Origin of the sequence: Streptomyces europaeiscabiei, assembly GCF_036346855.1 — a bacterium.
Lineage (GTDB): Bacteria > Actinomycetota > Actinomycetes > Streptomycetales > Streptomycetaceae > Streptomyces > Streptomyces europaeiscabiei.
On the sequence record NZ_CP107841.1, the window covers coordinates 3167258 to 3192750 of the forward strand.

Below are 25493 nucleotides of genomic sequence, written 5' to 3' on the forward strand. Positions count from 1 at the left end.
TCGATGTGAACATCGTTTCGATGTGTCATCCTGGAGGGATGCTGGAACTCTCCATACTCGGCTTCCTGGCCGCAGGCCCCCTTCCCGGACACGAGCTGCGCCGCCGCGTCACGCACCTCACCGGATACAGCCGACCGGTCAGCGACGGCACCCTCTACCCGGCGATCAACCGCCTGACCAAGGCCGGACTGATTCAGCGGCGACCCGCGCCGGAAGCAGGAGGCGGCCGGTATGTGCTGAACCTGACCGACACGGGCCGCGAGGACATGCTCCGGCGGCTGCGCGAGCCGGCCGAGCACGAACTCACCGACTTCCCCCGCTGGTTCACGATCCTGGCCTTCCTCTCCCTGCTCCCGGACGTGGCCGACCAGCACGCGGTGCTCAGGCGCCGGCTCGCCTTCCTGGAGGAATCGGCGAGCTTCTTCTACGACGGAGACAAGCCGCTGCGCGCCGAGGAGGTCGCAGACCCCTACCGGCGCGGCATGCTGCTCACCGCCCGCGCCACCAGCCAGGCCGAACGAACCTGGATCCGCGAGTCCCTCGGCCAGGGCACCCCCGAGCCCGGCCCCACGCGCGACCCACACGCCTCCTCCCCGCTCGACGCATCGGCGAGCTGACAGACAACGAAAGGCGCCCCCCATGCTTGCTTCCTGGTACGACGCACAAGGCAAGGCCACCGAGGTACTGCAGGTCGGTGAACTGCCTGACCCCACCCCCGGCCCTGGCGAGGTCCGGGTCCGCGTCACCGTCTCGGGGGTGAACCCCGGCGACACCAAGAAGCGCACTGGCTGGACCGGCTCCGGCATGCCCTACCCGCGAGTGATCCCGCACAGCGACGCCGCCGGCGTGATCGACGCGGTCGGCCACGGAGTCGACGAGCGCCGCAGGGGGCAGCGCGTGTGGGTGTACGGCGCCCAGTCCTACCGGGCCTTCGGTACCGCCGCCCAGTACGCAGTCGTGCCCGCCGGCCTCACCGTCCCGCTGCCCGACCACCTCTCCGACGATCTCGGCGCGAGCCTGGGCATCCCCGGCATCACCGCGCACCGCAGCGTGTTCGCCGACGGCCCCGTCGATGGCAAGGTCGTCCTGGTCAACGGGGCCCTGGGCGGGGTCGGCTCGCCGGCAGCCCAGCTCGCCGCCTGGGGTGGGGCCACCGTCATCGGCACCGTCCGCCGCACAGCCGACCTGGACCGGGTCGATCCGGCGGTCATCTCACACTCCGTCGCCCTCGACGCCGCCGACCCGGCCGCCGAGATCCTCGCCCACGCCCCCGCCGGGGTGGACCGGATCATCGAGGTGTCCCTGTCCGACAACGCCGACCTCGACAACGCCGTCGCCGCCAACGGCGCAACCATCGCCGCCTACGCCACCCGCGCCGACCGCACCGAAATCCCCTTCTGGACCCTGCTGTTCAACAACGTCACCCTGCGCCTGATCGGCAGCGACGACTTCCCCGCCGACGCCAAACTCCAGGCCGCCCGTGATCTGGCCTCCGCGGCCGCCGTCGGCGCGCTTACCGTCGATGTCGGCGACCGCTACCCGCTCGCCGACATCGCCAAGGCCCACGACCGCGTCGACGCCGGCGGCCGCGGCCGCGTTCTCATCGACATCCCCCGATAAGGCTCTGGAAGGCCACCCGGCGCCACCCGCCGGCCCTGGTCATCGGCTACGGCCGACTCGCCCCTACCCGCGCGCAGCGGGCAGCGGGCAGCCCAGCAGATCGCGGAGGTCCTCCGCGAGCTTCGCCCATGAGCAGAAGCCCCGCCGACCTGACGAGCATCAGCCCGCCGGACAGGTGAGCGCCGGCGACCGCTTCAGTCAGCGCCGACCCGGCACTCGAACCACACGGTCTTGCCTCCGCCACCCCTGGGCCCCACCCCCCACTTGTCGGACACCGCGCCCAACAGCGTGAGGCCGCGCCCGCGTTCCGAGTCCGGCGGCAGGTCGTCCCGCACGACGGGGAGCCGAGCCGACCCGTCCCCCACCTCCACCCGCACCCCGGCCGCCGCCCGCAGCAACAGCAGCGTGCACCGCCGGTCCGGGACATGCCGTACGACGTTGGCGAGCAGCTCCGTCACGCCCAGCTCGACGGCGTCGGTCAGCTCCGCCAGCTCCCACTCGTCGAGATACGAGCGGACGATACGGCGGACGTGATGCGCCGAGTGCTCACCGACGGTGAGGCTGATCCGGTACTGGGCGGGTGGGGCACCCAGGAGGAAGGGGGGGAAAGTATGCGTTCACGCCACAAGACTGACCCGGCATGGCTACTGTCAGCCACAGAGCGGACACAACCTGTTGAAGAGTGGGTTCAAGCTAGACGGAGGGCACCGCACGTGACCCAGATCCACACCCTCGATCCCGGCGCCTCACCACTGGACTACTACGGCTACGAGTTGCGGCGCTGCCGCGAGGCCGCGAGCCTGACGCAGAAGCAGTTGGGGGACATCCTCGGGTACACCGCGTCGCTGGTGGGGCAGATCGAGACCGCGAGAAAGTGCCCGACGCTGGAGTTCAGCGAGCGGGTGGATGTGGCGCTGGAGACGGGCGGGCTGCTGTCCCGGCTGGCTGTGCTGGTGATGCGTCATCAACTTCCGGCATGGTTCCAGCAGGTGGCGGAGCTGGAGGTTCGGGCCGCCGAGATCTGCTCGTTCCAGACGCACATGGTCCTTGGTCTCCTCCAGACGGAGAAGTACGCAAGGGCCGTGCTGGGCAGCCTTGACAAGTCCGATCTTGACGATCGCGTCGCTGTACGGCTGGCCCGCCAACGCGTCTTCGAGAAGGAGGATCCTCCCACGTTCTGGGCCATCCTCAGTGAGGCCGCGCTCTACCAAGAGATCGGCGGCGCGGACGTCATGCGAGGCCAACTGCGAAAACTGTTGGCGTCCGAGAGCAACCCACGGATCAACATCCAAGTGCTGCCATTCTCGGCAGGAGCCCACGTGGGGCTACAAGGCTCGTTCGACCTCTATCGCTTCGAACGCGACCCAGCCATCGTTTACACCGAGGGCTACGGGCGTGGGCATCCGACCGCCGACCGAGCCACCGCCAGGGACTGCTCGCTCCGTTACGATCATTTGCAAGCCGCTGCACTGTCCCTCGGGGACTCGGCGGAGCTGATCCGACGTGTGATGGAGGAACGCTATGAGGGACAACGTGAATCTGGGCGCGATCCAGTGGCGTAAGTCCAGCTACAGCGGCGATCAGGGCGGCCAATGCGTCGAATGCGCCCCCCTCGGCCTCCTTGCCTGGCGCAAGTCGTCGCACAGCAGCGACCAGGGCGGTGAGTGCGTAGAGATCACCGAAACCCCCTGCCCCATCATCGCCATCCGCGACTCCAAGAACCCCATGGGACCCCAACTCACCTTGGCCCCCGCCGCGTTCAACACCTTCCTCGGCTGGGCCGCGTCAGCAGACGCCGCCTGACTCCTGGTCCGGGAGGTACAGCGCCCGCTCCTGCTGGGTGAGGTCGCGGTGGACGGCTCGGCAGATGTGGGTGACCGCCTCGGCCGGGCGGGGCAGGTCCGCGTTCCACAGGCTCAGGCGGCTGCGGTAGTCGCCGACCGCGAGGGTGCGGCCGTCGGGGCTGAACGCCAGCCTCGCCCCGCCCCCGCCGGGGAAGGTCGCGCGGGCGTATCTCGTGGTGGTGTCCCACAGCCGTACCGCGCTGCCGCCGGCCGTGGCGAGGGTACGGCCATCGGGACTGAACGCCAGCTCGACCGGCCCCTCCGTGAGGCTCACGGTGAGCGTGGCGTCGAGTTCTCCCGTGTCGGTGTTCCACAGCTGAACCCTGCCGTCGGAGCCGGCTGCGGCGAGAGTGCGGCCGTCCGGGCTGAAGGCCATCGACTGCACCTGCTGGAACATCATGAACGGGCCGCCCTCCGCCCTCTTCGGCGAGGCGCTGCCCGCGGGTTCGGTGAGCGTGGACCGGACGCGCCCGGTGGCGGGGTCACGGAGCCGGATCTCCCGGTCCCGGCCTCCGGTGGTGGCGAAGACGTCACCAGAAGGGCTGAAGGCCAGCGGCGAGCCCTCTTCGGCTTTGGGGAGTTCGACGCGGGGGCGCCCGGTCCGGGCGTCCCACAGCACCAGGCCGTCGCCCACCGTGACCAGTGTCTTTCCGTCGGGGCTGAACGCCATCCCGTTGATGAACCGGTCTGGCAGAGTGGTCCGCAGCCGTCGGGTGGCCACGTCCCACAGCTGCCCCCGGGCGCTGTCCATGACGGCCAGGGTCCTGCCGTCGGGGCTGAAGAGAAGCGGCCCCCCTTCGTCCGGCCCGTCGGCGAGGGTGGCTCGCGTACGGCGGGTGGCCGTGTCCCACAGCCGGACCACACCGACGGTCTTCCAGTCGTCGGCGGTCGTCCGGACGCTGCTGGTGGCGATGGTGTCGCCGTCGGGGCTGAACACCACCGACTGCAGGTCTCCTCCCGGCACCTTCAGCGTGGCTCGGGGGCGGTTCCTGCCCACGTTCCACAGCCGGATCCCGACGTCACCGCCGCCGAAGCTGTCGGCCTCGTTGCCCGTCGCCAGTTCGTCCCCGTCGGGGCTGAACGCCACCGACATCACGGGGCTGGTGTGGCCGGTGAGGGTGGCGTCCGCGCGTCCGGTGGCGAGGTCCCACAGGCGTACCGTGCCGTCGTAGCTACCGGCGGCCAGGGTCTTGCCGTCCGGGTCGAACGCCATGGACTCGACGCGGCTGCTGGCACTGGTGAGGGTGGTCCGCTGCTTGCCGTCGGCCACGGCCCACAGATGGACGGTGCCGTCCTCGGTGCCGGTGGCCAGGATCTTCCCGTCGGAGTCGAACGCCAGTGAACTGACCACCCCTGTACTGCTCTTGAGGGTGGACAGCACTCTTCCCGTGTCCAGGTCCCACAGTTGCGCGGTGTGGTCCCGGGTGCTGGTGGCGAGGGTGCGCCCGTCGGGGCTGAACGCCACCGCCATCTCCAGACCGGTGGGGCCCCTGAGGGTGGTCGCGACGCGGCCGGTGGCCACGTCCAGCACCCGCCCGCTCTCCGTGACGGCCAGCGCGCGGCCGTCACCGTCGAAGCCGACCGCCGCCATGTTGTCCTCGTCGGGCTCACGGACGGCGACCGACGCCCGTACGCGCCCGGTGTCCAGGTCCCGCAGCCGTGCGTCGTCATTGTGACTGGTGGCGAAGGTTCTGCCGTCGGGGCCGAAGGCCACGGTGCGTACGACGTCGGGGTTGTCCGCGATCTTGCGTCCGGCCAGCACCTTCCGGGTACGGCCGGTCGCCGTGTCCCACAGCCGTACCGTGCCGTCATAGCCGCCGCTGGCGAGGGTCTTCCCGTCGGGGCTGTAGGCCAGGGTGGAAACGGTTCCGGTATGTCCGGTCAGCCGGCGTTCCAGCGGGACGGCCGCGGCGGCGTACAGGCTCCGCGTGGCCTCGCGGGTGGGGCTCGTCCGGTACGCCTTGACGGCCAGCAGCGAGGCGAGGTCGGTGTCGCTCTCCAACAGCGCGGCGGACTGTGCCGCCAACTGTCGCGACAGGCCCTCGCGTTGGGCGTTCACGGCACTCTGGCGCTGCCAGTAGGCGACGGCCGTGGCGGTCAGGGCGAGGGCGAGGAGGCAGGCCAGGGAGGTGACGAGGACACGCAGGCGTCGCGTGGTGCGGGCCCTGGCCCGTTCCTCCTGGTCGAGGGCGGTGAGACTCGCCGTGAGGAAGGCGGCCTCCTGGTCGGTCAGGTCGTCGGTGTGGCGCGGGCCCCCGAAGTACTCCCGCGCCGTGACGAGCCGGCTGCCCCGGTACAGCGCGCCCGTGTCGCAGCCCAGCTCCTCCCAGGACCGGGCCGCGTCGGTCAGTTGCCGGTGGGCGCGCAGACGGTCCCGGTCCTCCTCGATCCAGCCGCGCAGCCGGGGCCAGGCGGTGATGAGCGCCTCGTGGGCGACTTCGACGGTCGGGCCGTCGAGGGTGAGGAGGCGGGCCCGGGTGAGGGCCTCCAGAACCTGGGCGACCTCCGCCCGACCGGTGCCCGTGGTCTCCAGCTCGGCCCTGGCGGCGGGCCGGCGCGTGTCGGGCGTGCCGTCGCCCGGGGAGATCAGCCGCAGCAGCACCCGGCGGGCCGTGGCGGCCTCGCCGTCGGTGAACCGGCCGTACATGTCCTCGGCGGTCTTGGCGATGGCTCCGTCCAGGCCACCGGCCGCCTCGTACCCGGCGAGGGTCAGCGTCTTGCCCCGGCGCCGCCGCCAGGTCTCCAGCAGGACGTGCGACAACAGCGGCAGACCGCCGGGCGCGTCGGTGATCTCGTCGACCAGCCGCGTGGTCAGCGCCCGTTCCACGGTCAGCCCGGCGGCCGCGGCCGGCTTGACGACGACCTCGCGCAGCTCCGCCGAACTCATCGGCCCCGCGAGCAGATTGGCGTCGCCCAGCGCCTCGGCCAGCTCACGGTGCTCGGCGCAGCGGCCGTAGAAGTCCGCGCGCACGGCCAACAGCACCCGCAGTCGGCTCTCCGGCTCGCGCGCGGTCAGCAACAGGTCGATGAACCGGGCCCGTTCGGCCGCGTCGTGGCAGAGGGTGAAGACCTCCTCGAACTGGTCGACGACCACGAGTGTGTCGCCGGGGCCGGTGCCGGGGCCGGTGCCGGTGCTTGTGCCGGGGCCGTTGCCTTGGCCGTTCGCCTCCAGCAGCAGTTCATGGGTGCGGGCCAGTTGCTCGCCGGGGGTCAGGATCCGGATCGCGGACGGTCGCAGTCCCTGCTCCTCGGACTCGCGCAGGACGGGGATCAGACCGGCGCGCAGGAGTGAGGACTTGCCGATCCCCGACGGGCCGAAGACCGCCGCGAACCGTCGTCGCCGCATCAGGTCCACGAGTTCCGCGGTGATCCGGTCCCGGCCGAAGAAGAGCCCGCTGTCGTCGGTCTCGAACCGGGCCAGCCCCCGGTACGGCGGCTCCGCGTCCTCCCCGTCCTTGTCCGGGTCGAACGTGGCTGCTTCCTCGACCGCCTGGTGCCACCGGATCTCCCACTCCCCGGGATCGCCGCCACAGGCCCGTACGAAGGCCAGGGCCACCGGCAGCGTGGGCAACTGCTCGCCGCCCGCCGCCTGGGAGAGCGTGGTGATCGAGTAGCCCGCCTGCCCGGCCATCGCCCGGTAGGTGAGGCCGCCCGCCTCGGTCCGCAGTTTCCGCAACTCGAACGCGAACCGCTGCACCGGCCCGGCCCCCGGATCGACCGGTACCTCACGACGACCTGCCACCGCGCTGTTCCTCTCCCGCCACACCCACACCATCCCGGACAACCAACGTACGCATCCGGCCACCTAAGCGGAGAGATAGCGTCCGGCCATTGTTTGGCAGGCTCGACACCCCTGCCTAACAATGCGCGATCCGGTGGAATCAGTGGTGTGGGCGGGACGGGGGACGTGCCGCTCACGGGGGATCGAGCGGCACGGCCACGGGGGACCTGCCGCTCACGGGGGGAAAAGGGCGGCACGACCGGCCGCCACGGGGGAACGAGGCGGCACGGGGGACTTGCCGCCACGGGGGAAGGCCCTGCTGGCCGCGGGACGACCAGCAGGGCCACTTCCCTGTCGGGGTACGGCGACCGACAGCCGCCCAACAGCCGTCGGCCTGACGGCCGTCGACCGGACAGCCACCGGCCGCTCGCCGTCGACCGGACAGCCACCAGCCACTCGCCGTCGACCGGACAGTCACCGGCCGCTCGCCATCGACCGGACAGCCACCGGCCACTCACCATCGGCCCGACAGCCACCAGCCACTCACCATCGGCCCGACAGCCACCAGCCGGACACCATCGGCCCGACAGCCACCAGCCGGACACAATCACCGCGCTGCGGTCGGCCGACGCCTGACGACGCCGACCGCCGACCGCCGACGCCGGGTCACAGCCGCTGGATGATCGTCCCGGTCGCCAGCCCGCCACCCGCGCACATCGTCACCAGCGCGAACTCCTTGTCGGTCCGCTCCAGTTCGTGCAGCGCGGTCGTGATGAGCCGTGCCCCCGTCGCACCCACGGGATGCCCGAGGGCGATCGCGCCGCCGTTGACGTTCACCTTCGCCAGGTCCTGGTCGAAGACCTTCGCCCAGCTCAGCACCACCGACGCGAAGGCCTCGTTGATCTCGACCAGGTCGATGTCCTTGAGCGACATCCCGGCCTTCCCCAACACCGCCTTGGTCGCGTCGATCGGCCCGTCGAGGTGGAAGTGGGGGTCGGAGCCCACCAGCGCCTGGGCGACGATCCGCGCGCGGGGCCGCAGCTTCAGCGCGCGGGCCATCCGCTTCGACGCCCACATGATTGCCGCCGCGCCGTCGCTGATCTGGGACGAGTTGCCCGCCGTATGGACCGCCGACGGCATGATCGGTTTCAGCCGGGCCAGCGCCTCCGACGACGTGTCGCGCAGCCCCTCGTCGTGGTCGACGAGCCGCCACATGCCCTGCCCGGCGCTCTGTTCCGCCTCGGTCGTCGGCACCTGGACGGCGAACGTCTCCTTCTTGAACCGCTCCTCGGCCCACGCCGCGGCGGCCCGCTCCTGGGAGAGCAGCCCCAGCGCGTCCGTGTCCTCCCGGGTGAGCCCCCGGTGCCGGGCGATCCGCTCCGCCGCCTCGAACTGGTTCGGCAGGTCGACGTTCCACTCCTCCGGGAACGGCTTCCCGGGCCCGTGCTTGGACCCCGACCCGAGCGGCACCCGGGACATGGCCTCGACGCCGCAGCTGATCCCGACGTCGATGACGCCCGCCGAGACCATGTTGGCCACCATGTGCGAGGCCTGCTGCGAGGAGCCGCACTGACAGTCGACCGTCGTCGCGGCCGTCTCGTAGGGCAGGCCCATGGTCAGCCAGGCCGTGCGCGCGGGGTTCATGGACTGTTCGCCGGCGTGGGTCACCGTGCCGCCGACGATCTGCTCGACGCAGTCGGCGGGGATGCCGGTGCGGCCGAGGAGTTCACGGTAGGTCTCGCCCAGCAGATAGGCGGGGTGGAGGTTGGCGAGCGCGCCACCGCGCCTGCCGATGGGGGTGCGTACGGCTTCGACGATCACGGGTTCCGCGGCCATGGGGATTCCTCTCAACGGTTACCCGCGCGGCGCGGGGCGTCCCGGCCCGGCCCGCCACGCAGAACTAGTACGCGTTCTAGTTCTCTTGAGCAGTCTGCTGAGCGTGACTGCGCGACCGCAAGGGGCGTGCGGCAATTGAAAAGCCCGTACCCCTTGCCAGTTGTAGAACCCGTTACTACGGTCACCGCAATTCCCTATACCTGATGGTCCGTCAGGAGTGGCCGATGCCCTGTCCAGCGCTGCCCGACGGGTTCGACTTCACCGACCCCGACCTGCTGCACCACCGTGTCCCCCTCCCGGAGTTCGCCGAACTGCGCCGCACGGAACCGGTCCACTGGATCCCCCAGGCACCCGGCATCGCGGGCTTCGCGGACGAGGGCTACTGGGCCGTCACCCGGCACGCGGACGTCAAGTACGTCTCCACGCACCCGGAGTTGTTCTCCTCGACGGTCAACACCGCGATCATCCGCTTCAACGAGCACATCGAGCGCGACGCGATCGACGCCCAGCGGCTGATCCTGCTGAACATGGACCCGCCGGAGCACACCCGCGTCCGCCAGATCGTCCAACGTGTCTTCACCCCGCGGGCCATCCGCGCGCTGGAGGACAACCTGCGTCACCGCGCCCTCAGCATCGCCCGGGAGGCCGTCGCCCACGCCGGCCCCTTCGACTTCGTCACCGAGGTCGCCTGCGAACTCCCCCTCCAGGCCATAGCCGAGCTGATCGGCATCCCGCAGGAGGACCGCATCCGGATCTTCGAGTGGTCGAACCGGATGATCTCGTACGACGATCCGGAGTACGCCATCACCGAGGAGGTCGGCCAGCAGTCGGCGATGGAACTCATCGCCTACGCCATGAACATGGCCGCCGACCGCAAGCAGTGCCCGGCCAAGGACATCGTCACCACGCTGGTGGCCGCCGAGGACGAGGGGAACCTGGCCTCCGACGAGTTCGGGTTCTTCGTGCTGATGCTGGCGGTCGCGGGCAACGAGACGACCCGCAACGCCATCACCCACGGCATGCACGCCTTCCTCACCCACCCCGACCAGTGGGACCTCTACAAACGTGAGCGCCCGGCGACGGCGGCCGAAGAAATCGTCCGCTGGGCCGCCCCGGTCAACTCCTTCCAGCGCACCGCCACCCAGGACGTCGAACTCGGCGGCAAGCTGGTCAAGCAGGGGGACCGCGTCGGTATCTTCTACGCCTCCGCCAACCACGACCCGGATGTCTTCGACAACCCGGACACCTTCGACATCACCCGGGACCCGAACCCCCACCTCGGCTTCGGCGGCGGAGGCCCGCACTTCTGCCTCGGCAAGTCCCTGGCCGTCCTGGAGATCAACCTGATCTTCAACGCGATCGCCGACGCGCTGCCGAACCTCAGGCTCGCCGGCGAACCGAGCCGGTTGCGCTCCGCCTGGATCAACGGGGTCAAGCACCTCCAGGTGACCACCGTCTGACCGGGCCCCACCCCCGCTGTACTCGGGCCGACGGCCTCCCGGCGCCGTCGGCCCGTCCTGCCGGAGGCAGGGGCCGCACCCCTACGCCCCGCCCCTGCCTCCGCCGTCTCCGTCTCCGTCCGCTCCGCCGCCGTTGCGCTGCGCGGCCGTGGCGAGTCGGTCGGTCGTCCGTGGTTGCTCGCGCAGTTCCCCGCGCCCCTGACGGGGCCCGGTGGTGCGCGGGCCGGTCAGGAGGTACGTCAGGCCGAAGCCCACGCCCACCACCGCCGCACCGCCGACCGCGTCGAGGATCCAGTGGTTGCCGGTCGCGACGATCGCCAGGACCGTGAAGAAGGGATGCAGCAGGCCCAGCACCTTCATCCACACCTTGGGCGCGACGATCGCGATCGTGAGCCCGCACCACAGCGACCAGCCGAAGTGCAGGGACGGCATCGCCGCGTACTGGTTGGTGAGTTCGGTGAGCTTGCCGTAGTCCGGCTGGGAGAAGTCCTGGACGCCGTAGATGGTGTCGATGATGCCGAGGCCCGGCATCAGGCGCGGCGGCGCCAGCGGGTAGAAGAAGAAGCCGACGAGCGCGAGGACCGTGGTGAGGCCGATGGCCGTACGGGCCCAGCGGTAGTCCGCGGGGCGGCGCCAGTAGAGGACGGCGAGGACGGTCAGCGGGACCACGAAGTGGAACGACGTGTAGTAGAAGTCGAAGAAGCCCCGCAGCCAGCCGATCCCGACCACCGTGTGGTTGAACCAGTGCTCGATGTCCATGAACAGGGCCTTCTCCACTGCCATGACCTGCCCCGCGTGCTCCTCGGCGGCGGCCCGGCTGCCGGTGGCCTCGAGGCGGGTGCGCTGGTAGGCGGCGTAGGTGGCGCGGATCAGCAGCAGTTCGAGGAGCAGGTTGGGGCGGGTCGCCACCCGGCGCAGCAACGGGGCCCAGGCGAAGCGGGTCTCCGCCTTCGGGGCGTACTCCTTGGGGATCGGCGCCCGGTAGTACTCCGAGGTACGGGACAGGAACGGCACGACGAGCGCGGCGGTGAGCGCGGCCAGCAGGACCACGTTGTCACGCACCGGGTGCAGAACGCCCACGTTCGGCACCACCATCTTCGCGGGCAGCGTCATCACCAGGACGACGGCGACCGGCCACACGTACCGCGCCGAGGCCTTCGTGCCGACCCGGCCGACCACCGCGAGCAGCACCCACAGCAGCTGGTGCTTCCAGGACGTCGGCGAGACGGCGACCACGACACAGCCGGTGAGGGCGACCGCGAGCAGCAGCTGTCCGTCGCGGGCGTAGTGGACGGCCCGCCGCATGCCGAGTGCGGCGACGGCGGCGGCCAGCGCGAAGAAGACGACGATCTCCAGCGGGCCCGTGAGGCCCAGCCGGAGCAGCGCGCCGTGCAGGGACTGGTTGGCGAGGTCGTCCGCCCGGCCGCCGAGGCCGACGCCGGCGAGGTGGTGGACCCAGTAGGTGTACGAGTCGTGCGGCATCGCGGCCCAGGCCAGCGTGGTGGCCCCGGCGAACGTGATCCCGGTGCTCGCGGCGGCGCGCCTGCGGCCGGTGAACCACAGCAGCGGCACGAACAGCAGCACGGTCGGCTGGAAGGCCGCGGCGAGCCCGATGCAGACCCCGCTGGTGCGCTCGCCCCGGACCGCGAAGCAGCCCGCGAGGACGAGCAGGACGGGGAGGATGCTGGTCTGGCCCAGGTACAGCGTGTTGCGCACCGGCAGCGACAGCATCAGCAGGGTGACCGCGACGGGGGCCGCGAGCAATGCCGTGCGGCGGGTGACGGGCTGGGGCAGAGCGCGGGCGGCGACCATGCCGAGGGCGACGACCAGGAGGAGGGTGCCGAAGGTCCAGCCCCAGCCGAGCGCCTGTTCGGCCGTTCGGGTGAGGGGCTTGAGGACGAGGCCGCCGAAGGGGGTGCCCGGGAACCGCGTGGAGTCGTACAGCGAGCCGTTCACCTGGAGGACGCCGCTGGGCCCGGCCCAGGTCTCCAGATCGGTGAGCCGCTCACCCTTGGGCGTGCTCAGCACGACCGCGATCTGCCGCACCGCCAGGATCACGGCGAGCAGCCACAGCGCGGCTCGTACCGTCCCCAGCCGACCCGCCGTCAGGCCCGCTCCGGCGGCACCGTCCGGTCCGCTCCGCTCCGTCGCCACGCGCTGTCGTCCTCCCGCCCGTTGACGTCCCCGCCGAGAAGGCTCGCACCGTCCCGGTGGTGAGACGCGGGCAACCTCCGCTTCACCGGAGAGTCGCCTTCTGTTCTGTCCGGATGACGATAGTGCGCGGAACGCTGCCCGCACTCTCAAGGCCACGGCGCGGATCACCGATGCCCATCACGGGCGGGGTTGTGACAGGCCACTGACAAACACCTGAAAGCATGGCCCCGAGCAGGGCAGCACGTCGGCAGGGCAGCGGGAGGGCACGGGGGATGAAGGGTTTCGTACGGGGGCGTGCGCGTCCGGCGGAATGGGCGCACGGGAGGCGCAAGGCGCGCGGACGGCTGTTGGTGATCGTCCTCGCCCTGCTGGGGCTCCAGCTGGCGTCGCTCGTGGCACCGGCGTACGCCTGCGGCTGCGGCGCGATGGTGCCGGACGGCCGACGGAGCATGTACGTGAACCGCGAGATGTCCGTCGTGCGCTGGGACGGCCGCGAGGAACAGATCGTGATGAGCCTGACGGTCTCCGGTGACGCCCGGACGGCCGCCTGGATCATGCCGGTGCCGAACCGGGCGACGGTGCAGCTCGGCGACGCGGCCGTCTTCGACCGGCTCGACGAGGAGACCGCGCCCGAGTACGAGAAGCGGGAGTACTTCTGGCCGCGGTCCGACGACTGGCCGTTCGACATGTTCGAGAGTGACGGCATGGCAGGGGACGCCGCACCCCAGGACCCGCAGTCCTCGGTGGACGTCGTCGGCCGCGAACGGCTCGGCCCGTTCGACGTGGCCCGGCTGACCGCCACCGACTCCGGTGCCCTCGGCGACTGGCTCGACGAGAACGGCTTCGCGCTCCCGGACCGCCTGGACACGGCGCTGGAGCCGTACGTCCGGCAGAAGTGGGAGTACGTGGCTATCCGGCTGGCACCGGAGGACACCACCGCCGGCCTGCCGCTCTCCGGCACCCTCGACCCGCTGCACCTCACCTTCGCCAGCGACGAGCCGGTCTACCCGATGCGCCTGTCCCGCCTCGCCACCACCCCGCAGGCCCTCGATCTGTACGTCCTCGCCGCGCACCGCATGGAGCCGAGCTCCGCGATCGGCGGGGACGAGCCCGAGGTGACGTTCGCCGGACGCCTCGGCACGCCCGTCGGTGCGCTCGGCGACCTCACCGGGGGCGGTACGGACTTCCTCACCGCCGTCGAGCAGAGCTTCCCGCAGCCGGAGCGGATCTCCGGCGACCACACGCTGCGGCAGGCCGCGGCCGACGACACCTATCGAAAGGTCATCTACGTGGACGAGATGCAGACCCTGTGGGGCATGCCCGAGTGGCTGGTGTGGTTCGGCATCGGGATGGCCGCGCTGGCGATCAAGGCGGTGGCCGTCGCGATCGTGCTCATACGCAACGCGAAGCAGCAACTGCCGCCCGTGCCGCCGCCGGGTGCGGTTTTCCCGCCGCCGGGCGGGGCCTTCCCGCCGCCGGGCGCCTACCCGCCGGGGGCACCCGGCGCCTACCCGCCGGGAACGCCGGGTGCGTACCGGCCGGGGTCGCCCGCCGCCCCGGCCGACCCGAAGTCCGGACCGATCGACTGAACACACCCTGGAACCGCTGACAGAGGGCCTGCCCCGCGCCTATATTCATTAGCGCACCTACTTAGCTGATCTAAGTAACTGTCCTGATGAAAGGCGCGGGAGGCACAGCTTCATGAGCGAGTCGCAGACCTGGGACGATGTCGACACCTACTTCACCACCCACCTCGCCCCGAACGACGAGGCCCTGGAGGCGGCGCTGCGCGACAACGAGGCGGCCGGGCTCCCGGCCATCGACGTCGCCGCCAACCAGGGCAAGTTCCTCCATCTTCTCGCCCTGATCCAGGGCGCCCGCCGCATCCTGGAGATCGGCACCCTCGGCGGCTACAGCACCATCTGGCTGGCCCGGGCGCTGCCCGCCGACGGCCGGCTGATCTCCCTGGAGTACAGCGCCCGGCACGCGGAGGTCGCCTGCCGCAACATCGCGCGCGCCGGACTCGACGACATCGTCGAGGTGCGGGTCGGCCCCGCCCTGGAGTCGCTGCCCAAACTGACCGACGAGAACCCCGAGCCGTTCGACCTGGTCTTCATCGACGCGGACAAGGCCAACAACCCGCACTACGTGGAGTGGGCCCTCAGGCTCACCCGGGCCGGCAGTGTCATCGTCGTCGACAACGTCGTGCGCGGCGGCAGGGTCGCCGCCGCCGACAGCACCGAGCCGGACGTCCGCGGCACCCGGGCCGCCATCGAACTGATCGCCGCGCACCCGAAGTTGAGCGGCACGGCGATCCAGACGGTGGGCACCAAGGGGTACGACGGCTTCGCGCTGGCCCGGGTACTGGAGTGAACCGGGGGCGGGGCGGCCGTTCCCGTCAGGCCTCGTGGTAGAAGCCCACGTTGACACTGCGGGGGCCGGTGCGGTCGTAGATGACGAGTTCGCCGGAGCTGCCGTGCGGGAGCTTCGCCGTGCCGCCGTACGGGAGCGGCGAGGGCTGGTGGCCGAGCAGGGTCAGCCGCACCTCGGAGGAGGGGTCGGCGTGCGAGCCGCGCAGCCAGGTGACCTGCCAGCTCCCGTCGGGGGCGCACAGGAACTCCAGATGCACCCGGGAGACGAAGAGCCAGTCGTCCGGTGTCGCGAGCCGGCATACCGCCCGATCGCGGCCCACCCGGAGCACGCCGCCCGGCTCGCTGGGCGCGTCGGCCATCTGCATGCCGGCCGTCGCCCCGGCGTCCGCCTCGGAGACCGAGGCCATGGTGAGTTCGAGCACGTACCGCTCCTAACGGGTCAAACTCCAATTGTCGCTGCGCACGGCACGTTTGGCGTGCCGCCGCCGCATGATAATTCGCCGGATCGTCCTGTTGTGCGGGCTCCGGCACAATGGACGCATGACCGAGCGAAAGCCACCCGGTGTCAGCTTCGAGTCCTTCGTCGACAAACAGATCCGCGACGCGGAGGCGCGCGGCGACTTCAAGGCCCTCCCCGGAGTGGGCCGGCCGCTGCCGGACGACGACACGACCTACGACGAACTCTGGTGGATCAAGCGGAAGATGGCCCGCGAGGGTCTGTCCGTCCTGCCACCGACACTCGCCCTGCGCAAGGAGGCGGAGGACGCCCTCGCGACCGCCGTCGAGGCCCCTTCCGAACACGCCGCCCGCAGGATCATCACCGAGATCAACGTCAAGATCCGCGAAATGATGTTCAAGCCGCCACCGGGACCGCCACTGGGTCTGAAGCCGTACGACGTGGAAGAGGTCGTACGGGAACGGGCCGCGCGCCGGGCGGGCGGACAGGACGCCCGGTAGCCCGGGGAGTACCGACACATGAGACCGCGCCCCGGGGCACGACCCGGGGCGCGGTCTCGTTCGTGTGCCGCTGTCGGCGTCAGATCCGCAGCAGGCGTTCGGTCAGCTCTCGGTAGTCGCGCAGGGCGAGGCGGAGCTGTTCGGTGTCGGTGGTGGACGCGCGGTCGTCCGCGGTGGTCTGCCAGGAGGTACGCAGGGTGCGGCGCCGCTGGGTCATCGCGTCGGTGAAGCGGGCGGTGACCTCTTCGAGGACGTGGTCCGCCTCCTCGACGGCGGACCGGGGCTCGTCGACGAACTCGCCGACCGCGTGATGCAACCGAGACGTCAGCTTGTCGCACTCGTCGTGCGGCAGGAGCGGGGAACCGGCGGAGTCGGAGCCGCCCGGGGCGGAGGCCTTGGTGTGGTCCTCGCCGCGTCCCCGGCCGGGCTCGTCGGCGACGCCCATCGTCCTGCCGGTACGCCCCTCGGTACGGCCGGCCGTCCGGCCCGCCGTGGTGTCGTCGTGGCCCGCGACGAGCGGGGCCCCGGTACCTCCGGAGCCGGTCGGGTCCGTCGCCCGCGTGCCCGGCGAGATCCCGTTGCCCTTCACCCCTTCACGCCTCGGGTCAGCGTCCCGCGTCTCGCGCGCACCACGCTCCCGGAATCCGTCGCCCCTGGTCATGTCGTCAGTCATCCCCATCAACTCCCCTTCGCATGGCGCCTGGTGGGCGCCCATGGCAGATGGGACCGGTGACGGCCGTCGGCGGCCGTACCGTTGCGCTCGTCGCGTCGCGCCGTGCCGTCGTGGGCCGGGTTCTCGCGCCCGGCGGTACCGTCACGGTCCGCCCGCGCGTCCCGGCGGTCCGGTGTCACCAGGTCCTCGAACAGGGCGCGGGCCTCGATCATGGCCTCGCGCATCTCCTCGGTACCGGTACCGGTACCGGTACCGGGGCCGGCGCGGCCCTGGCCCGTGTCGCCGGTGGTGTGCGCCGCGAGGTGCACCCGGCGGTAGCCGTGCACATGGTGGGCGTGGTGGACGGAGAGCGCCTCCAGCTGGGTCTCGTAGTGGCCGCCGTCCGGGAAGCCCCGGGCCCCGGCCACCTCGGAGAGCAGCCGGTCCGCCTCGGCGACCGCCTCACGGGGCGAGTCGACGAAGCGTTCCTGGGCTGCCGCCCAGCGGGACTCGTACTGTTCGCGCTCGGCGCTCGGCAGCGGCCGCTTCTCCAGCGAGCCGTGCTGCTTCACCCGCTCCGCGAGTTCCCGGGCGGCGGCCCGCTCGTCGCCGTCATGGCGGCTCACGGTCCGGTCGTACTCGGGTCCGAAACGCCGCTTCAGCGATCCGCCGCCACCCGTACCCGCACGGGCGCGCCGGGTCAGGACGGCCGCCACAACGACCACGACCGCCACGATCACGATCAAAGCGATGATCAAGCCTGTGGACATGAATGCCTTCCAGAGTCCTCGGCCCAGGCGTCTCGCCCCATCGGGCCGTTTCGCACCGGGTTGCCCGAACCCGTTCGTTCAAACGGCAAGTGTGCGAAGAGGACGACGGAAGGACGACGGAAGGACGACGGAAGAAGGACAACGGCGAAAATCGTTTGCGGGCCACCGCCCCTCGCTTCCGACAATGACCGCCATGACCCGCATGACCCGCATGACCCGCGAGAGCCGCACGACCCGCACACCCAGCCCGCCCCGCACGACGACCGTCTGGTCCGTGGACGAGGAGCCCTACGACTCCCCCGTCGCCGCCGCGCTCTGGCGGGCGTACTACACGGAGGTCAGCGACCGCTGGTATCTGCTGCACGAGGGACACACCACGGACCCGGACGAGCTGGAGCGGGAGGTCGCGGCGGACACCGGGGAGTACCTGGCGCCGCCGGACGGCGTGCTGCTGGTGGCGCGGTACGGGGGCGAGCCGGTCGGCACGGCGGGGGTGCGGCTGACGGACACCGCGACGGCCGAACTGAAGCGGGTCTTCCTGCTCACCGAGGCACGAGGCAAGGGCGGTGCCGCACTCCTGGTGACGGCGGCCGAGGACGCGGCCCGCGCACTCGGCGCCGAACGGATCGTCCTCGACACCCGCGGCGACCTGGTCGAGGCCCGCACGCTCTACGCCCGGCTCGGTTACGAGGAGAGCGCCCCGCACAACGACCACGAGTACGCGGACCACTGGTTCGCTAAGAGACTGGCGTAGACGTGGGAGCAGTAGGCGGCGTGGGCGGCGTACCGGAGGTCGTCGTGGCCGGCGGTCGGCGAGTGATCGCCCCTTCCTCGTGCGGGCGTTCCGCGTCCGAGCCGCACAGCTCGGTGTTGAGTTCCTCGACGAGACGGACGAGGTCGGTGGGGCGGTCGGGGCCCCACCAGTCGCCGAGGAGTTCGGCGAGGGAGTCCTCGCGGGCCTTGGCCAGCTTGTCGGCGGCCTCGTGGCCGGTGTCGGTGAGGACGAGGTCGATGCCGTCACGGCGGGCGAGGCGGCGCTCCTCGACCTGCCGGGTCGCGGCCATGATCATGTCCAGCGGGACGGTGCTGCGTTCCGCGAGCACGGCCGGTTCGGCCCAGCCGTACCGCCGGATCCGCAGCAGCAGCCAGCTCGTGGCGGGCAGCAGGTCGTAGCCGGCCCGTGCGGTGATCTTCCGGTAGACGTCGCGGCGGCCCTCCCTCGACCCGAGCACCGACAGCGCCCGGCACACCTCGTCGTGCGACGACCGCTGGACCGGGTTGCTGGCGAGCGTCTCCGTGGCGTCGGGCGCCGTCACGGAGGCCCGCAGCCGGTCCTCGCGCAGGAACCAGGCGAGGACGAAGCCGAGGAGGGCGACCGGTGCCGCGTAGAGGAAGACGTCGGTGATGGAGGAGGCGTACGCGTCGAGGACGGAGGGGCGCAGCGCGGCCGGGAGTTCGGCGATCTCACGCGGGTCGGCCTTCAGCCCGTCCACGCTCACGCCGGACGGGAGCTGGGCCCCGTCGAGCGCGTCGGTGAGCTTCTCGCCGAGGTGCCCGGCGAAGACAGTGCCGAAGACGGCCACGCCGAACGAGGCGCCGATGGACCGGAAGAAGGTCGCGCCGGAGGTGGCGACGCCGAGATCCTCGTACGGGACGGCGTTCTGCACGACGAGGACGAGGACCTGCATGACCAGACCGAGCCCGAGCCCGAAGACGAACAGGTACGCGCTCATCTCGCCGTTGCCGCTGTCCGCGTCGAGCTGGTGCAGGAGCAGCAGGCCCAGCGTGGTGACCCCCGTGCCGACGACGGGGAACACCTTCCAACGGCCCGTGCGGCTGACGATCTGCCCGGAGACCGTCGAGGACAGCAGCAGCCCGAACACCATCGGCAGCATGTGCACACCCGACATGGTCGGCGACACACCGTGCACGACCTGGAGGAACGTCGGCAGATAGGTCATCGCGCCGAACATCGCGAAGCCGACGACGAAGCTGATCACGGCGGAGAGGGTGAAGGTGCGGACACGGAACAGCTTGAGGGGCAGGACGGGTTCGGCGGCCCGCCGCTCGACGGCCACGAAGACGACGACGAGCAGCACGGCCAGTACGGAAAGGCCGGTGATCTGCGGCGAGTTCCAGTCCCAGGTGGTGCCGCCGAGGGAGGCGACCAGGACCAGACAGGTGGCCACGGAGGCGATGAGGAAAGTGCCGAGGTAGTCGATGACATGCCGCTCCGCCTTGCGCGGGATGCGCAGCACGGCGGTGATGACGAGCAACGCCACCGCTCCGACCGGCAGGTTGACGTAGAACACCCAACGCCAGCTCAGATGCTCGGTGAACAGCCCGCCGAGCAGCGGCCCGAGCACACTCGTCGCACCGAACACCGCGCCGAACAACCCTTGGTAGCGCCCACGTTCACGCGGCGGGACCAGATCCCCGACGATCGCCATCGACAGCACCATCAACCCGCCGCCGCCGAGCCCCTGCAGGGCACGGAACCCGATCAACTGGGGCATGTTCTGTGCCATTCCGCACAGCGCCGACCCGATGAGAAAAATCACGATCGCCGTCTGGAAAAGCCTCTTTCGGCCGAACTGGTCGCCGAGCTTGCCCCACAGCGGTGTCGCCGCCGTCGCGGCCAGCATGTACGCCGTGACCACCCACGAGAGGTGTTCCAGCCCGCCGAGGTCGCTCACGATCGTCGGCAGCGCCGTCGACACGATCGTCTGGTCGAGCGCCGCCAGCAGCATGCCCAGCAGGAGGGCCCCGATGGAGACCATCACACCACCGGGCACCCCTTCGGCGACGGGCACGCCCTGGCCACGGGGGCCGTCAGAGGGCGCGCGTCCGGCGGGGGCGTCGGTGCCGGCGACGGTGTGCGCGGTGCCCGTGTTCGCGCTGTCGGCGTCGGCGTCGGCGGGCTTCGTGGGTTCCTTGCCGTCGTCGGCGGCGGCGTGGCCGGTGTCATCGGTCATGCAGACCTCCCGAGGGCCCGAGGGCCTCGTACAACGTCCCCAGTTTCCTCTTCCTCCGGTTCCATTCCATCGTGGTCGGTGTGACCGGTTATGGCCTGTCGAGCCGTTCCGGAACCTGTGATTCCCGGGGCGCCTGGGAGATTCTGTGGCGACCGTTTGCTTAAACTCTGGAGTCTTCGCGGGGAGGAACGACACGTGAGTGGACCGACCAGCCACATATGCCCGGAATGCTTCACACCCCGGGCCTCGGACGGCACGCCGTCCTGCGCGTGCGGCCGCCGCGCGTCCGAGGCCCTTCTCGAAGCCCGTACGGCCGAGGCGGCGGCCGCGGAGGACTTCGACCCCCTCCGGATACGCCCCTACGTGGAACTGGGCGACGAGAACGACGGGGCGGGCGGAACCGCGCCGGGCGGGCCGGGACCCGATCAGACCTCGACGATCGCCATGCCGGTGACCACGGCGGCGACGGCGATCGGGCCAGAGGCGACGGACGTACGGATGTTCGAGCGGCGGGGCGGGGGCCGGGCCGGATCCGACGCGCCGAGCGCATCGAGTACGCCGAGCACGTCGAGCACGTCGAGCGCCGCTTCGACCCAGGCGCTGTTCTCGGCCCCGGCATCGCCCTCGCCGTACGCGTCGCCTCCCTCGGCCCGGCCGGCCTCGGGTGCCATGCCGACCGCCCCCACGCCCTTCGCGTCACCGGTCGCTCCCGCCGCCCTCTCCACCTCACTCTCCTCCCCGTCAGCGGGGCGCTCCGGACGTCGACGCCGCCGCCGTGCGGGGCTCGTCGTCGCCCTCGCCGGGACCGCCGCCGCGGGGGTGATGGCTGCCGCCGGGTTCGCGAGCGGCCTGTTCTCGTACGACACCCCCGAGCGGAACCGCGCGCTGCCGGACGACCTGCGGGCGAGCGCGCCGGACACGTCGCCGGACGGGGAGGCCTCGCCGGTGGAACCGTCCGGGGAGGGCGGGGGCGGTGCACCCGCACCGGCTCCGCCGGGCGGCAGCGCGGCGTCGCCGAGCCCCACGAAGAGCCCGTCCCCTTCTCCTTCGCCGTCACAGGCATCCGGCTCGCCGTCGCCGTCCGCCTCGCCCGACCCGACACAGAGCGGGCCCAGCGCCGGCGCCTCCACCGGCTCGTCGGCCGCCGGCGCGGACGAGGCGGGCGACAGCCGGCTCGTGGTACCCAAGACGCTCCGCCTCGGCGACGACGACCCCGAGGTGACCGAACTCCAGCTCCGGCTGCGCCAGCTGGGCATCTACAACGGCGACATCGACGAGAGCTTCGACAGCCAGGTCGAACAGGCCGTCCTCGTCTACCAGACCAGCCGCGGCATCACGAAGGACATGGAGGAGCCGGGCGTCTACGGCCTGGTCACCCGGGAGCAGCTGGAGTCCGAGACCAAGACGCCGTGACCGACGGGGTCGACGCGCGCCGACGGGCTTGAGCGCGGCCGACAGGGGCTGTACGCGGGTGACCGGGGCTGGACGCAGCCGGCAGGGGTCGGCCCGCGCCGACTCCTCTCGCGTGATGCAGGATGAGGCCATGAGCATCGTCAAGATCAATGTCCTCTCGGTTCCGGCCGAGCAGCGCGAGGTGCTGGAGAAGCGGTTCGCTTCCCGTGCCGGGGTGGTCGAGAGTTCGGACGGCTTCGAGTGGTTCGAGCTGCTGCGTCCCGTCGACGGCACCGACAAGTACCTCGTCTACACCCGCTGGCGCGACGAGGACGCCTTCAAGGCATGGATGGAGGGCCCCATGAAGCAGGCCCACCAGGGCGGCGGCGACCGTCCCAAGCCGGCCGCCTCCGACTCGAGCGTCTGGACGTTCGAGGTCCTCCAGCAGACGGGCCCGAAGACCGGGTCCTGACACCCAGCACCCCGAGCACCCCATCGCCCCCGCCCGACGGCTGTCCAACTGCCGTCGGGCGGGGGCGAACCGGTATCGGGGCGAGGGCCCGGTGCCGTCCCGGACGCACCCGCGCGGCACCTGATCGCCCCCCCACCCGACCCCCATAAGTACCCACCTTTTTGTGGGTACTTGGCGGACGGCGGCCGTCGGGCGACCCTTGCGTTGAGGGCGCGGCCGAAGGGTCGCGTGGCAGCCCCGGAGACCTCTACCGCGCCCACCGGCCCGCCCTGGACGCGCTGAGCGGCACCCACACGCACCTCGGCGAGGACATCGGCCGGGCGGCGACGTACGACATCGCGCTGCTCGACCTCTTCTGGACCGCGATCGCCGGCTACACCCACGCCCTGGCGCTGGCCCGTGCGGAGGGGGTCGGAGACGGCGGGGTCCGGGGCGCTTTCGAATTTACGTCGAGGGGTACCCCCTGGGTAGCATCCCCGCCGTCTCCCCGTCAGCCGCTCACATGCAGCCGGACCGTCCCGTCCTCGGCGACCTCGACCCGCACCGCCGTCAGGTCGGGCACCACCACGTCCGGGCCGTGCGACCTGGCCCGTTCCCCGATCCCCACGACCCGCATCCCCGCGGCGCGCCCCGCCTCGATCCCCGCCTCGGAGTCCTCGAAGACGACGCAGTCCTCGGGCGGGATGCCCAGTTCCGCGGCCCCCTTCAGGAAGCCCTCGGGGTCCGGCTTGCTCGCGCCGACCGACTCGGCGGTGACGCGCAGGTCGGGCAGCGCCAGTCCGGCCGCGGCCATCCGTGCCGTGGACAGCGCGACGTCCGCCGAGGTCACGAGGGCGTGCGGCACACCACCGGCGACGAGGGACGCGAGGAACTCCGGCGCACCGGGTATCGGGACGACGCCGTCCACGTCGGCGGTCTCCTCGGCCAGCATCCGCACGTTGTCCGCGAGGTTCTGCTCCATGGGCCGGCCGGGCAGGAGGACGGCCATCGTGGCGTACCCCTGGCGGCCGTGCACCACCTTCATGATCTCGGCGCCGTCCAGCCCGTGCCGCTCGGCCCAGCGCCGCCAGACGCGTTCGACGGCGGCGTCCGAGTTGACGAGGGTGCCGTCCATGTCCAGCAGGAGGGCGCGGGCGGTCAGAACGGTGGTGGCCGTCATCAGCAGCTCCAAGGCGCGAAAACAGGGGGCCGCGGATGGTCGGACCCGGCGAGGCGGCCCGGAAGGAACAAGGCGGCCCCGCCCACCGGTCAGGGAATGCGGGCGGGAGCCACTTTGTTTCTCTACGGTACAAAATAAACGGGGGCGCCGCCACCCCCTCACTCATCCCGCCACGGCCTCCCACAGACTCCACACACCGAGCCCCACCATCAGCACGGCGGCGACCTGCGTGATCAGCTTCAGCGGCACCCGCTTCATCAGCGCCTTGCCGCCGACGATGCCGAGCCCCGCCACGGCCCACAGCGCGAGGACCGCCCCGAGCCCGACGGACAGCGGATCGTCGTACCGGGCCGCGAGGTTCGCCGTCATGATCTGCGTCAGATCCCCGAACTCGGCGACCAGGATGAGCATGAAACCCGCCCCCGAGACCTTCCAGAAGCTCTGGTCCTCGGGCCGCCGGATCTCCGCGTCGCCATCGGCGCCGCCCTTCGTCATGAGCAGCACCGCGGCGCCGCCCAGGAACAGCACGCCCGTCAGCGCGTGCACGATCTGCTGCGGCAGCAGGGTGAGGACACTGCCCGCCGCCACCGCGAGCGTGACGTGCACGGCGAACGCGGCGGCGACCCCGGCGAAGACGTACGAGGCGCGGTAGCGGGTGCCGAGGACGAGACCGGCGAGCGCGGTCTTGTCCGGGAGTTCGGCGAGGAAGACGACGCCGAAGACGAGCGCCGTGACACTGAAGCTGATCAAGTTTCCTCAATCGGTCGGGCCACCCCACCGAGAGAATCATCCACTGACGCGACACCTCGGCACGGCAGCACACGGATCGTCCGCGCCGGACGGCACGGACGGTGCACTGCTTGCCGAAGGTCTCGCTGGCCGGTCCCGATCGACAGGACCCGCCTCCGGGCGCCGGCTCAGACGAGCTGAGCAGTATGTCGACGGTCCGGCGAAGAGCTACTCCCCTTCTGCGGGGTCCATGGTACGCGGCACCCCCGGAGGGTGGGGGCGCCGGGGTTGCGCAGGCGAATGCGGGTGGGTGAGTGGACGGGTGCCGGTCGCACGGTTCCCCCCACCACTGCGGGCCGAGGAGCACGGGCGCAGCCCCTGCCCCTCAAGGTCTGCGGGAACTGTGCGGGCAACCACGACGTAGCACCCGCACCCGACCCACAACGGACCCACAGTCGACGCACAGCCGACCTACAGCCGCGCATCCGTTTTGACCCCCCGGCGGCACAATCACGACCGCAACCCTTGTCGTGTCATGCGCACGTCACTAGCTTCTCACCAGACGCACATCCGCCGGTAACACAGCGGCGCGACCCTTCAATCGCTCGCGCCCCCACGCTCCGCCCAATCCCCCGGCCCCACAAGGAGTTCACATGCGCAGGTTCTACGCGCGTCGACGAGTCAGCATACTCGCGGCGCTCAGCGGATTGATAGCCTCCGTCGCGCTCTTCAACGCTCCCACCGCCTCCGCCGCGCTCCCCACCCCGGTCAGCGCCGCCACCGCCCGCTCCTACCTCGCCACCCTCACCGTGGCGACCGAGGACCGCACCGGCTACGACCGGGACCTGTTCAACCACTGGATCACCATCAGCGGCACCTGCAACACCCGCGAGACGGTCCTCAAGCGCGACGGTACGAACGTCGTCACCAGCTCCGCCTGTGCCGCCACCAGCGGCAGTTGGTACTCCCCCTACGACGGCGCCACCTGGACCGCCGCCTCCGACCTGGACATCGACCACCTGGTACCGCTGGCCGAGGCCTGGGACTCCGGCGCCGACGGCTGGACCAGCACCCAGCGCCAGAACTTCGCCAACGACCTCACCCGCCCGCAGCTCATCGCCGTCACGGACAACGTGAACCAGTCGAAGAGCGACCAGGACCCGGCCGAATGGATGCCGTCGCGCACGGCGTACACCTGCACGTACGTCCGCGCCTGGGTCCAGGTGAAGTACTACTACGACCTCTCCGTCGACTCCGCCGAGAAGAGTGCCCTCACCAGCTACCTGGCGAGCTGCTGAACCGCCTGCCCGGCGAACAGCCGAACCGCACCGGCCGCTGAACGCGGCAGAGTGCTGAACCGGTCGGCAATGTGGTCCGGAA

Annotated in this window: 23 protein-coding genes and 1 pseudogene; 13 read left to right on the forward strand and 11 right to left on the reverse strand. The window is 71.2% G+C overall.

What is annotated here, in order from left to right:
• The first annotated feature begins 38 nt into the window (after positions 1–38).
• Positions 39–617 (forward strand): PadR family transcriptional regulator, encoded by a 579-nt coding sequence (locus OG858_RS13700; protein WP_319064669.1) that lies wholly within the window; start codon positions 39–41, stop codon positions 615–617.
• Positions 618–639: 22 nt separating this feature from the next.
• On the forward strand, positions 640–1620 hold the full coding sequence (locus OG858_RS13705) for an NADPH:quinone reductase (protein WP_319259237.1): 981 nt from the start codon (positions 640–642) through the stop codon (positions 1618–1620).
• Positions 1621–1814: 194 nt separating this feature from the next.
• On the opposite strand, the gene OG858_RS13710 is transcribed toward OG858_RS13705, so the two are convergent.
• Complete coding sequence (locus OG858_RS13710) at positions 1815–2213, reverse strand: ATP-binding protein (RefSeq protein ID WP_328545338.1); 399 nt, start codon at positions 2211–2213, stop codon at positions 1815–1817.
• Between the two features lie 120 nt (positions 2214–2333).
• On the opposite strand from OG858_RS13710, the gene OG858_RS13715 reads away from it, so the two are divergent.
• Complete coding sequence (locus tag OG858_RS13715) at positions 2334–3182, forward strand: helix-turn-helix domain-containing protein (RefSeq protein ID WP_086746719.1); 849 nt, start codon at positions 2334–2336, stop codon at positions 3180–3182.
• Positions 3142–3423: a DUF397 domain-containing protein gene (locus OG858_RS13720; RefSeq protein WP_327743746.1), complete on the forward strand. Its 282-nt coding sequence runs from the start codon at positions 3142–3144 to the stop codon at positions 3421–3423. The genes OG858_RS13715 and OG858_RS13720 overlap by 41 nt, the downstream gene beginning before the upstream one ends.
• On the opposite strand, the gene OG858_RS13725 is transcribed toward OG858_RS13720, so the two are convergent.
• Both OG858_RS13725 and OG858_RS13730 read right to left on the reverse strand, forming a co-directional pair.
• Positions 3406–7206 (reverse strand): nSTAND1 domain-containing NTPase, encoded by a 3801-nt coding sequence (locus OG858_RS13725; RefSeq protein ID WP_328544850.1) that lies wholly within the window; start codon positions 7204–7206, stop codon positions 3406–3408. The genes OG858_RS13720 and OG858_RS13725 overlap by 18 nt on opposite strands.
• Before the next feature lie 645 nt (positions 7207–7851).
• Positions 7852–9021 carry a steroid 3-ketoacyl-CoA thiolase gene (locus tag OG858_RS13730; RefSeq protein WP_037704534.1) on the reverse strand — a complete coding sequence of 390 codons (1170 nt, stop codon included), beginning with the start codon at positions 9019–9021 and terminating at the stop codon, positions 7852–7854.
• A 224-nt stretch (positions 9022–9245) separates the two neighbouring features.
• On the opposite strand from OG858_RS13730, the gene OG858_RS13735 reads away from it, so the two are divergent.
• A complete protein-coding gene (locus tag OG858_RS13735) occupies positions 9246–10481 on the forward strand; it encodes a cytochrome P450 (protein WP_328544849.1) in 1236 nt (411 codons plus the stop codon).
• Between the two features lie 81 nt (positions 10482–10562).
• Here the strand turns inward: OG858_RS13735 and OG858_RS13740 are convergent, their stop codons facing one another.
• Complete coding sequence (locus tag OG858_RS13740; RefSeq protein ID WP_328544848.1) at positions 10563–12635, reverse strand: bifunctional glycosyltransferase 87/phosphatase PAP2 family protein; 2073 nt, start codon at positions 12633–12635, stop codon at positions 10563–10565.
• 272 nt (positions 12636–12907) lie between these two features.
• Here OG858_RS13740 and OG858_RS13745 point away from each other — a divergent pair, with 272 nt between their 5' ends.
• Positions 12908–14224: a DUF2330 domain-containing protein gene (locus OG858_RS13745; RefSeq protein WP_328544847.1), complete on the forward strand. Its 1317-nt coding sequence runs from the start codon at positions 12908–12910 to the stop codon at positions 14222–14224.
• A 112-nt stretch (positions 14225–14336) separates the two neighbouring features.
• Positions 14337–15008, forward strand: a complete 672-nt coding sequence (locus OG858_RS13750) for an O-methyltransferase (protein ID WP_086750837.1) — start codon at positions 14337–14339, stop codon at positions 15006–15008.
• 25 nt (positions 15009–15033) lie between these two features.
• Here the strand turns inward: OG858_RS13750 and OG858_RS13755 are convergent, their stop codons facing one another.
• Positions 15034–15429 carry an FHA domain-containing protein gene (locus OG858_RS13755; RefSeq protein ID WP_005478697.1) on the reverse strand — a complete coding sequence of 132 codons (396 nt, stop codon included), beginning with the start codon at positions 15427–15429 and terminating at the stop codon, positions 15034–15036.
• 118 nt (positions 15430–15547) lie between these two features.
• Here OG858_RS13755 and OG858_RS13760 point away from each other — a divergent pair, with 118 nt between their 5' ends.
• On the forward strand, positions 15548–15964 hold the full coding sequence (locus OG858_RS13760; RefSeq protein ID WP_319259252.1) for a DnaJ family domain-containing protein: 417 nt from the start codon (positions 15548–15550) through the stop codon (positions 15962–15964).
• A 79-nt stretch (positions 15965–16043) separates the two neighbouring features.
• Here the strand turns inward: OG858_RS13760 and OG858_RS13765 are convergent, their stop codons facing one another.
• Together OG858_RS13765 and OG858_RS13770 are read right to left on the reverse strand one after the other, a co-directional pair.
• Complete coding sequence (locus tag OG858_RS13765; protein WP_086750839.1) at positions 16044–16637, reverse strand: hypothetical protein; 594 nt, start codon at positions 16635–16637, stop codon at positions 16044–16046.
• Between the two features lie 5 nt (positions 16638–16642).
• Positions 16643–17386, reverse strand: coding sequence for a hypothetical protein (locus OG858_RS13770; protein WP_328544846.1), 744 nt, complete (start codon positions 17384–17386; stop codon positions 16643–16645).
• 211 nt (positions 17387–17597) lie between these two features.
• Between OG858_RS13770 and OG858_RS13775 the strand changes: the two genes are divergently transcribed.
• Positions 17598–18140 carry a GNAT family N-acetyltransferase gene (locus OG858_RS13775; RefSeq protein ID WP_319259672.1) on the forward strand — a complete coding sequence of 181 codons (543 nt, stop codon included), beginning with the start codon at positions 17598–17600 and terminating at the stop codon, positions 18138–18140.
• Here the strand turns inward: OG858_RS13775 and OG858_RS13780 are convergent.
• Together OG858_RS13780 and OG858_RS13785 are read right to left on the reverse strand one after the other, a co-directional pair.
• A complete protein-coding gene (locus OG858_RS13780; protein WP_408059395.1) occupies positions 18124–20361 on the reverse strand; it encodes an MDR family MFS transporter in 2238 nt (745 codons plus the stop codon). The two genes, OG858_RS13775 and OG858_RS13780, sit on opposite strands and share 17 nt — an antisense overlap.
• 425 nt (positions 20362–20786) lie before the next feature.
• Positions 20787–21548: a hypothetical protein gene (locus OG858_RS13785; RefSeq protein ID WP_328544845.1), complete on the reverse strand. Its 762-nt coding sequence runs from the start codon at positions 21546–21548 to the stop codon at positions 20787–20789.
• Between OG858_RS13785 and OG858_RS13790 the strand changes: the two genes are divergently transcribed.
• The 3 genes and pseudogenes from OG858_RS13790 to OG858_RS13800 all read left to right on the forward strand — a co-directional run.
• Complete coding sequence (locus OG858_RS13790) at positions 21538–21774, forward strand: peptidoglycan-binding domain-containing protein (protein WP_319064679.1); 237 nt, start codon at positions 21538–21540, stop codon at positions 21772–21774. The genes OG858_RS13785 and OG858_RS13790 overlap by 11 nt on opposite strands.
• Positions 21775–21904: 130 nt before the next feature.
• On the forward strand, positions 21905–22225 hold the full coding sequence (locus tag OG858_RS13795; RefSeq protein ID WP_086748070.1) for an antibiotic biosynthesis monooxygenase family protein: 321 nt from the start codon (positions 21905–21907) through the stop codon (positions 22223–22225).
• A gap of 236 nt (positions 22226–22461) precedes the next feature.
• A pseudogene (locus OG858_RS13800) lies at positions 22462–22638 on the forward strand (imine reductase family protein); the annotation flags it as partial.
• A gap of 77 nt (positions 22639–22715) precedes the next feature.
• Here OG858_RS13800 and OG858_RS13805 read toward each other — a convergent pair.
• Together OG858_RS13805 and OG858_RS13810 are read right to left on the reverse strand one after the other, a co-directional pair.
• A complete protein-coding gene (locus tag OG858_RS13805; protein ID WP_086748071.1) occupies positions 22716–23384 on the reverse strand; it encodes an HAD family hydrolase in 669 nt (222 codons plus the stop codon).
• 162 nt (positions 23385–23546) lie between these two features.
• A complete protein-coding gene (locus OG858_RS13810; protein WP_086748072.1) occupies positions 23547–24134 on the reverse strand; it encodes a TMEM165/GDT1 family protein in 588 nt (195 codons plus the stop codon).
• A gap of 632 nt (positions 24135–24766) precedes the next feature.
• On the opposite strand from OG858_RS13810, the gene OG858_RS13815 reads away from it, so the two are divergent.
• Positions 24767–25411 carry an HNH endonuclease family protein gene (locus OG858_RS13815; RefSeq protein ID WP_086748073.1) on the forward strand — a complete coding sequence of 215 codons (645 nt, stop codon included), beginning with the start codon at positions 24767–24769 and terminating at the stop codon, positions 25409–25411.
• Positions 25412–25493 lie beyond the last annotated feature (82 nt).

Bases quoted from the DNA above. Each gene is read 5' to 3' on its own strand.
- OG858_RS13700 (WP_319064669.1), top strand. From the start codon at position 39: ATGCTGGAACTCTCCATACTCGGCTTCCTGGCCGCAGGCCCCCTTCCC.
- OG858_RS13705 (WP_319259237.1), top strand. From the start codon at position 640: ATGCTTGCTTCCTGGTACGACGCACAAGGCAAGGCCACCGAGGTACTG.
- OG858_RS13720 (WP_327743746.1), top strand. From the start codon at position 3,142: ATGAGGGACAACGTGAATCTGGGCGCGATCCAGTGGCGTAAGTCCAGC.
- OG858_RS13730 (WP_037704534.1), bottom strand. From the start codon at position 9,021: ATGGCCGCGGAACCCGTGATCGTCGAAGCCGTACGCACCCCCATCGGC.
- OG858_RS13735 (WP_328544849.1), top strand. From the start codon at position 9,246: ATGCCCTGTCCAGCGCTGCCCGACGGGTTCGACTTCACCGACCCCGAC.
- OG858_RS13745 (WP_328544847.1), top strand. From the start codon at position 12,908: ATGAAGGGTTTCGTACGGGGGCGTGCGCGTCCGGCGGAATGGGCGCAC.
- OG858_RS13750 (WP_086750837.1), top strand. From the start codon at position 14,337: ATGAGCGAGTCGCAGACCTGGGACGATGTCGACACCTACTTCACCACC.
- OG858_RS13760 (WP_319259252.1), top strand. From the start codon at position 15,548: ATGACCGAGCGAAAGCCACCCGGTGTCAGCTTCGAGTCCTTCGTCGAC.
- OG858_RS13765 (WP_086750839.1), bottom strand. From the start codon at position 16,637: ATGACTGACGACATGACCAGGGGCGACGGATTCCGGGAGCGTGGTGCG.
- OG858_RS13770 (WP_328544846.1), bottom strand. From the start codon at position 17,386: ATGTCCACAGGCTTGATCATCGCTTTGATCGTGATCGTGGCGGTCGTG.
- OG858_RS13775 (WP_319259672.1), top strand. From the start codon at position 17,598: ATGACCCGCGAGAGCCGCACGACCCGCACACCCAGCCCGCCCCGCACG.
- OG858_RS13780 (WP_408059395.1), bottom strand. From the start codon at position 20,361: ATGACCGATGACACCGGCCACGCCGCCGCCGACGACGGCAAGGAACCC.
- OG858_RS13795 (WP_086748070.1), top strand. From the start codon at position 21,905: ATGAGCATCGTCAAGATCAATGTCCTCTCGGTTCCGGCCGAGCAGCGC.
- OG858_RS13805 (WP_086748071.1), bottom strand. From the start codon at position 23,384: ATGACGGCCACCACCGTTCTGACCGCCCGCGCCCTCCTGCTGGACATG.
- OG858_RS13815 (WP_086748073.1), top strand. From the start codon at position 24,767: ATGCGCAGGTTCTACGCGCGTCGACGAGTCAGCATACTCGCGGCGCTC.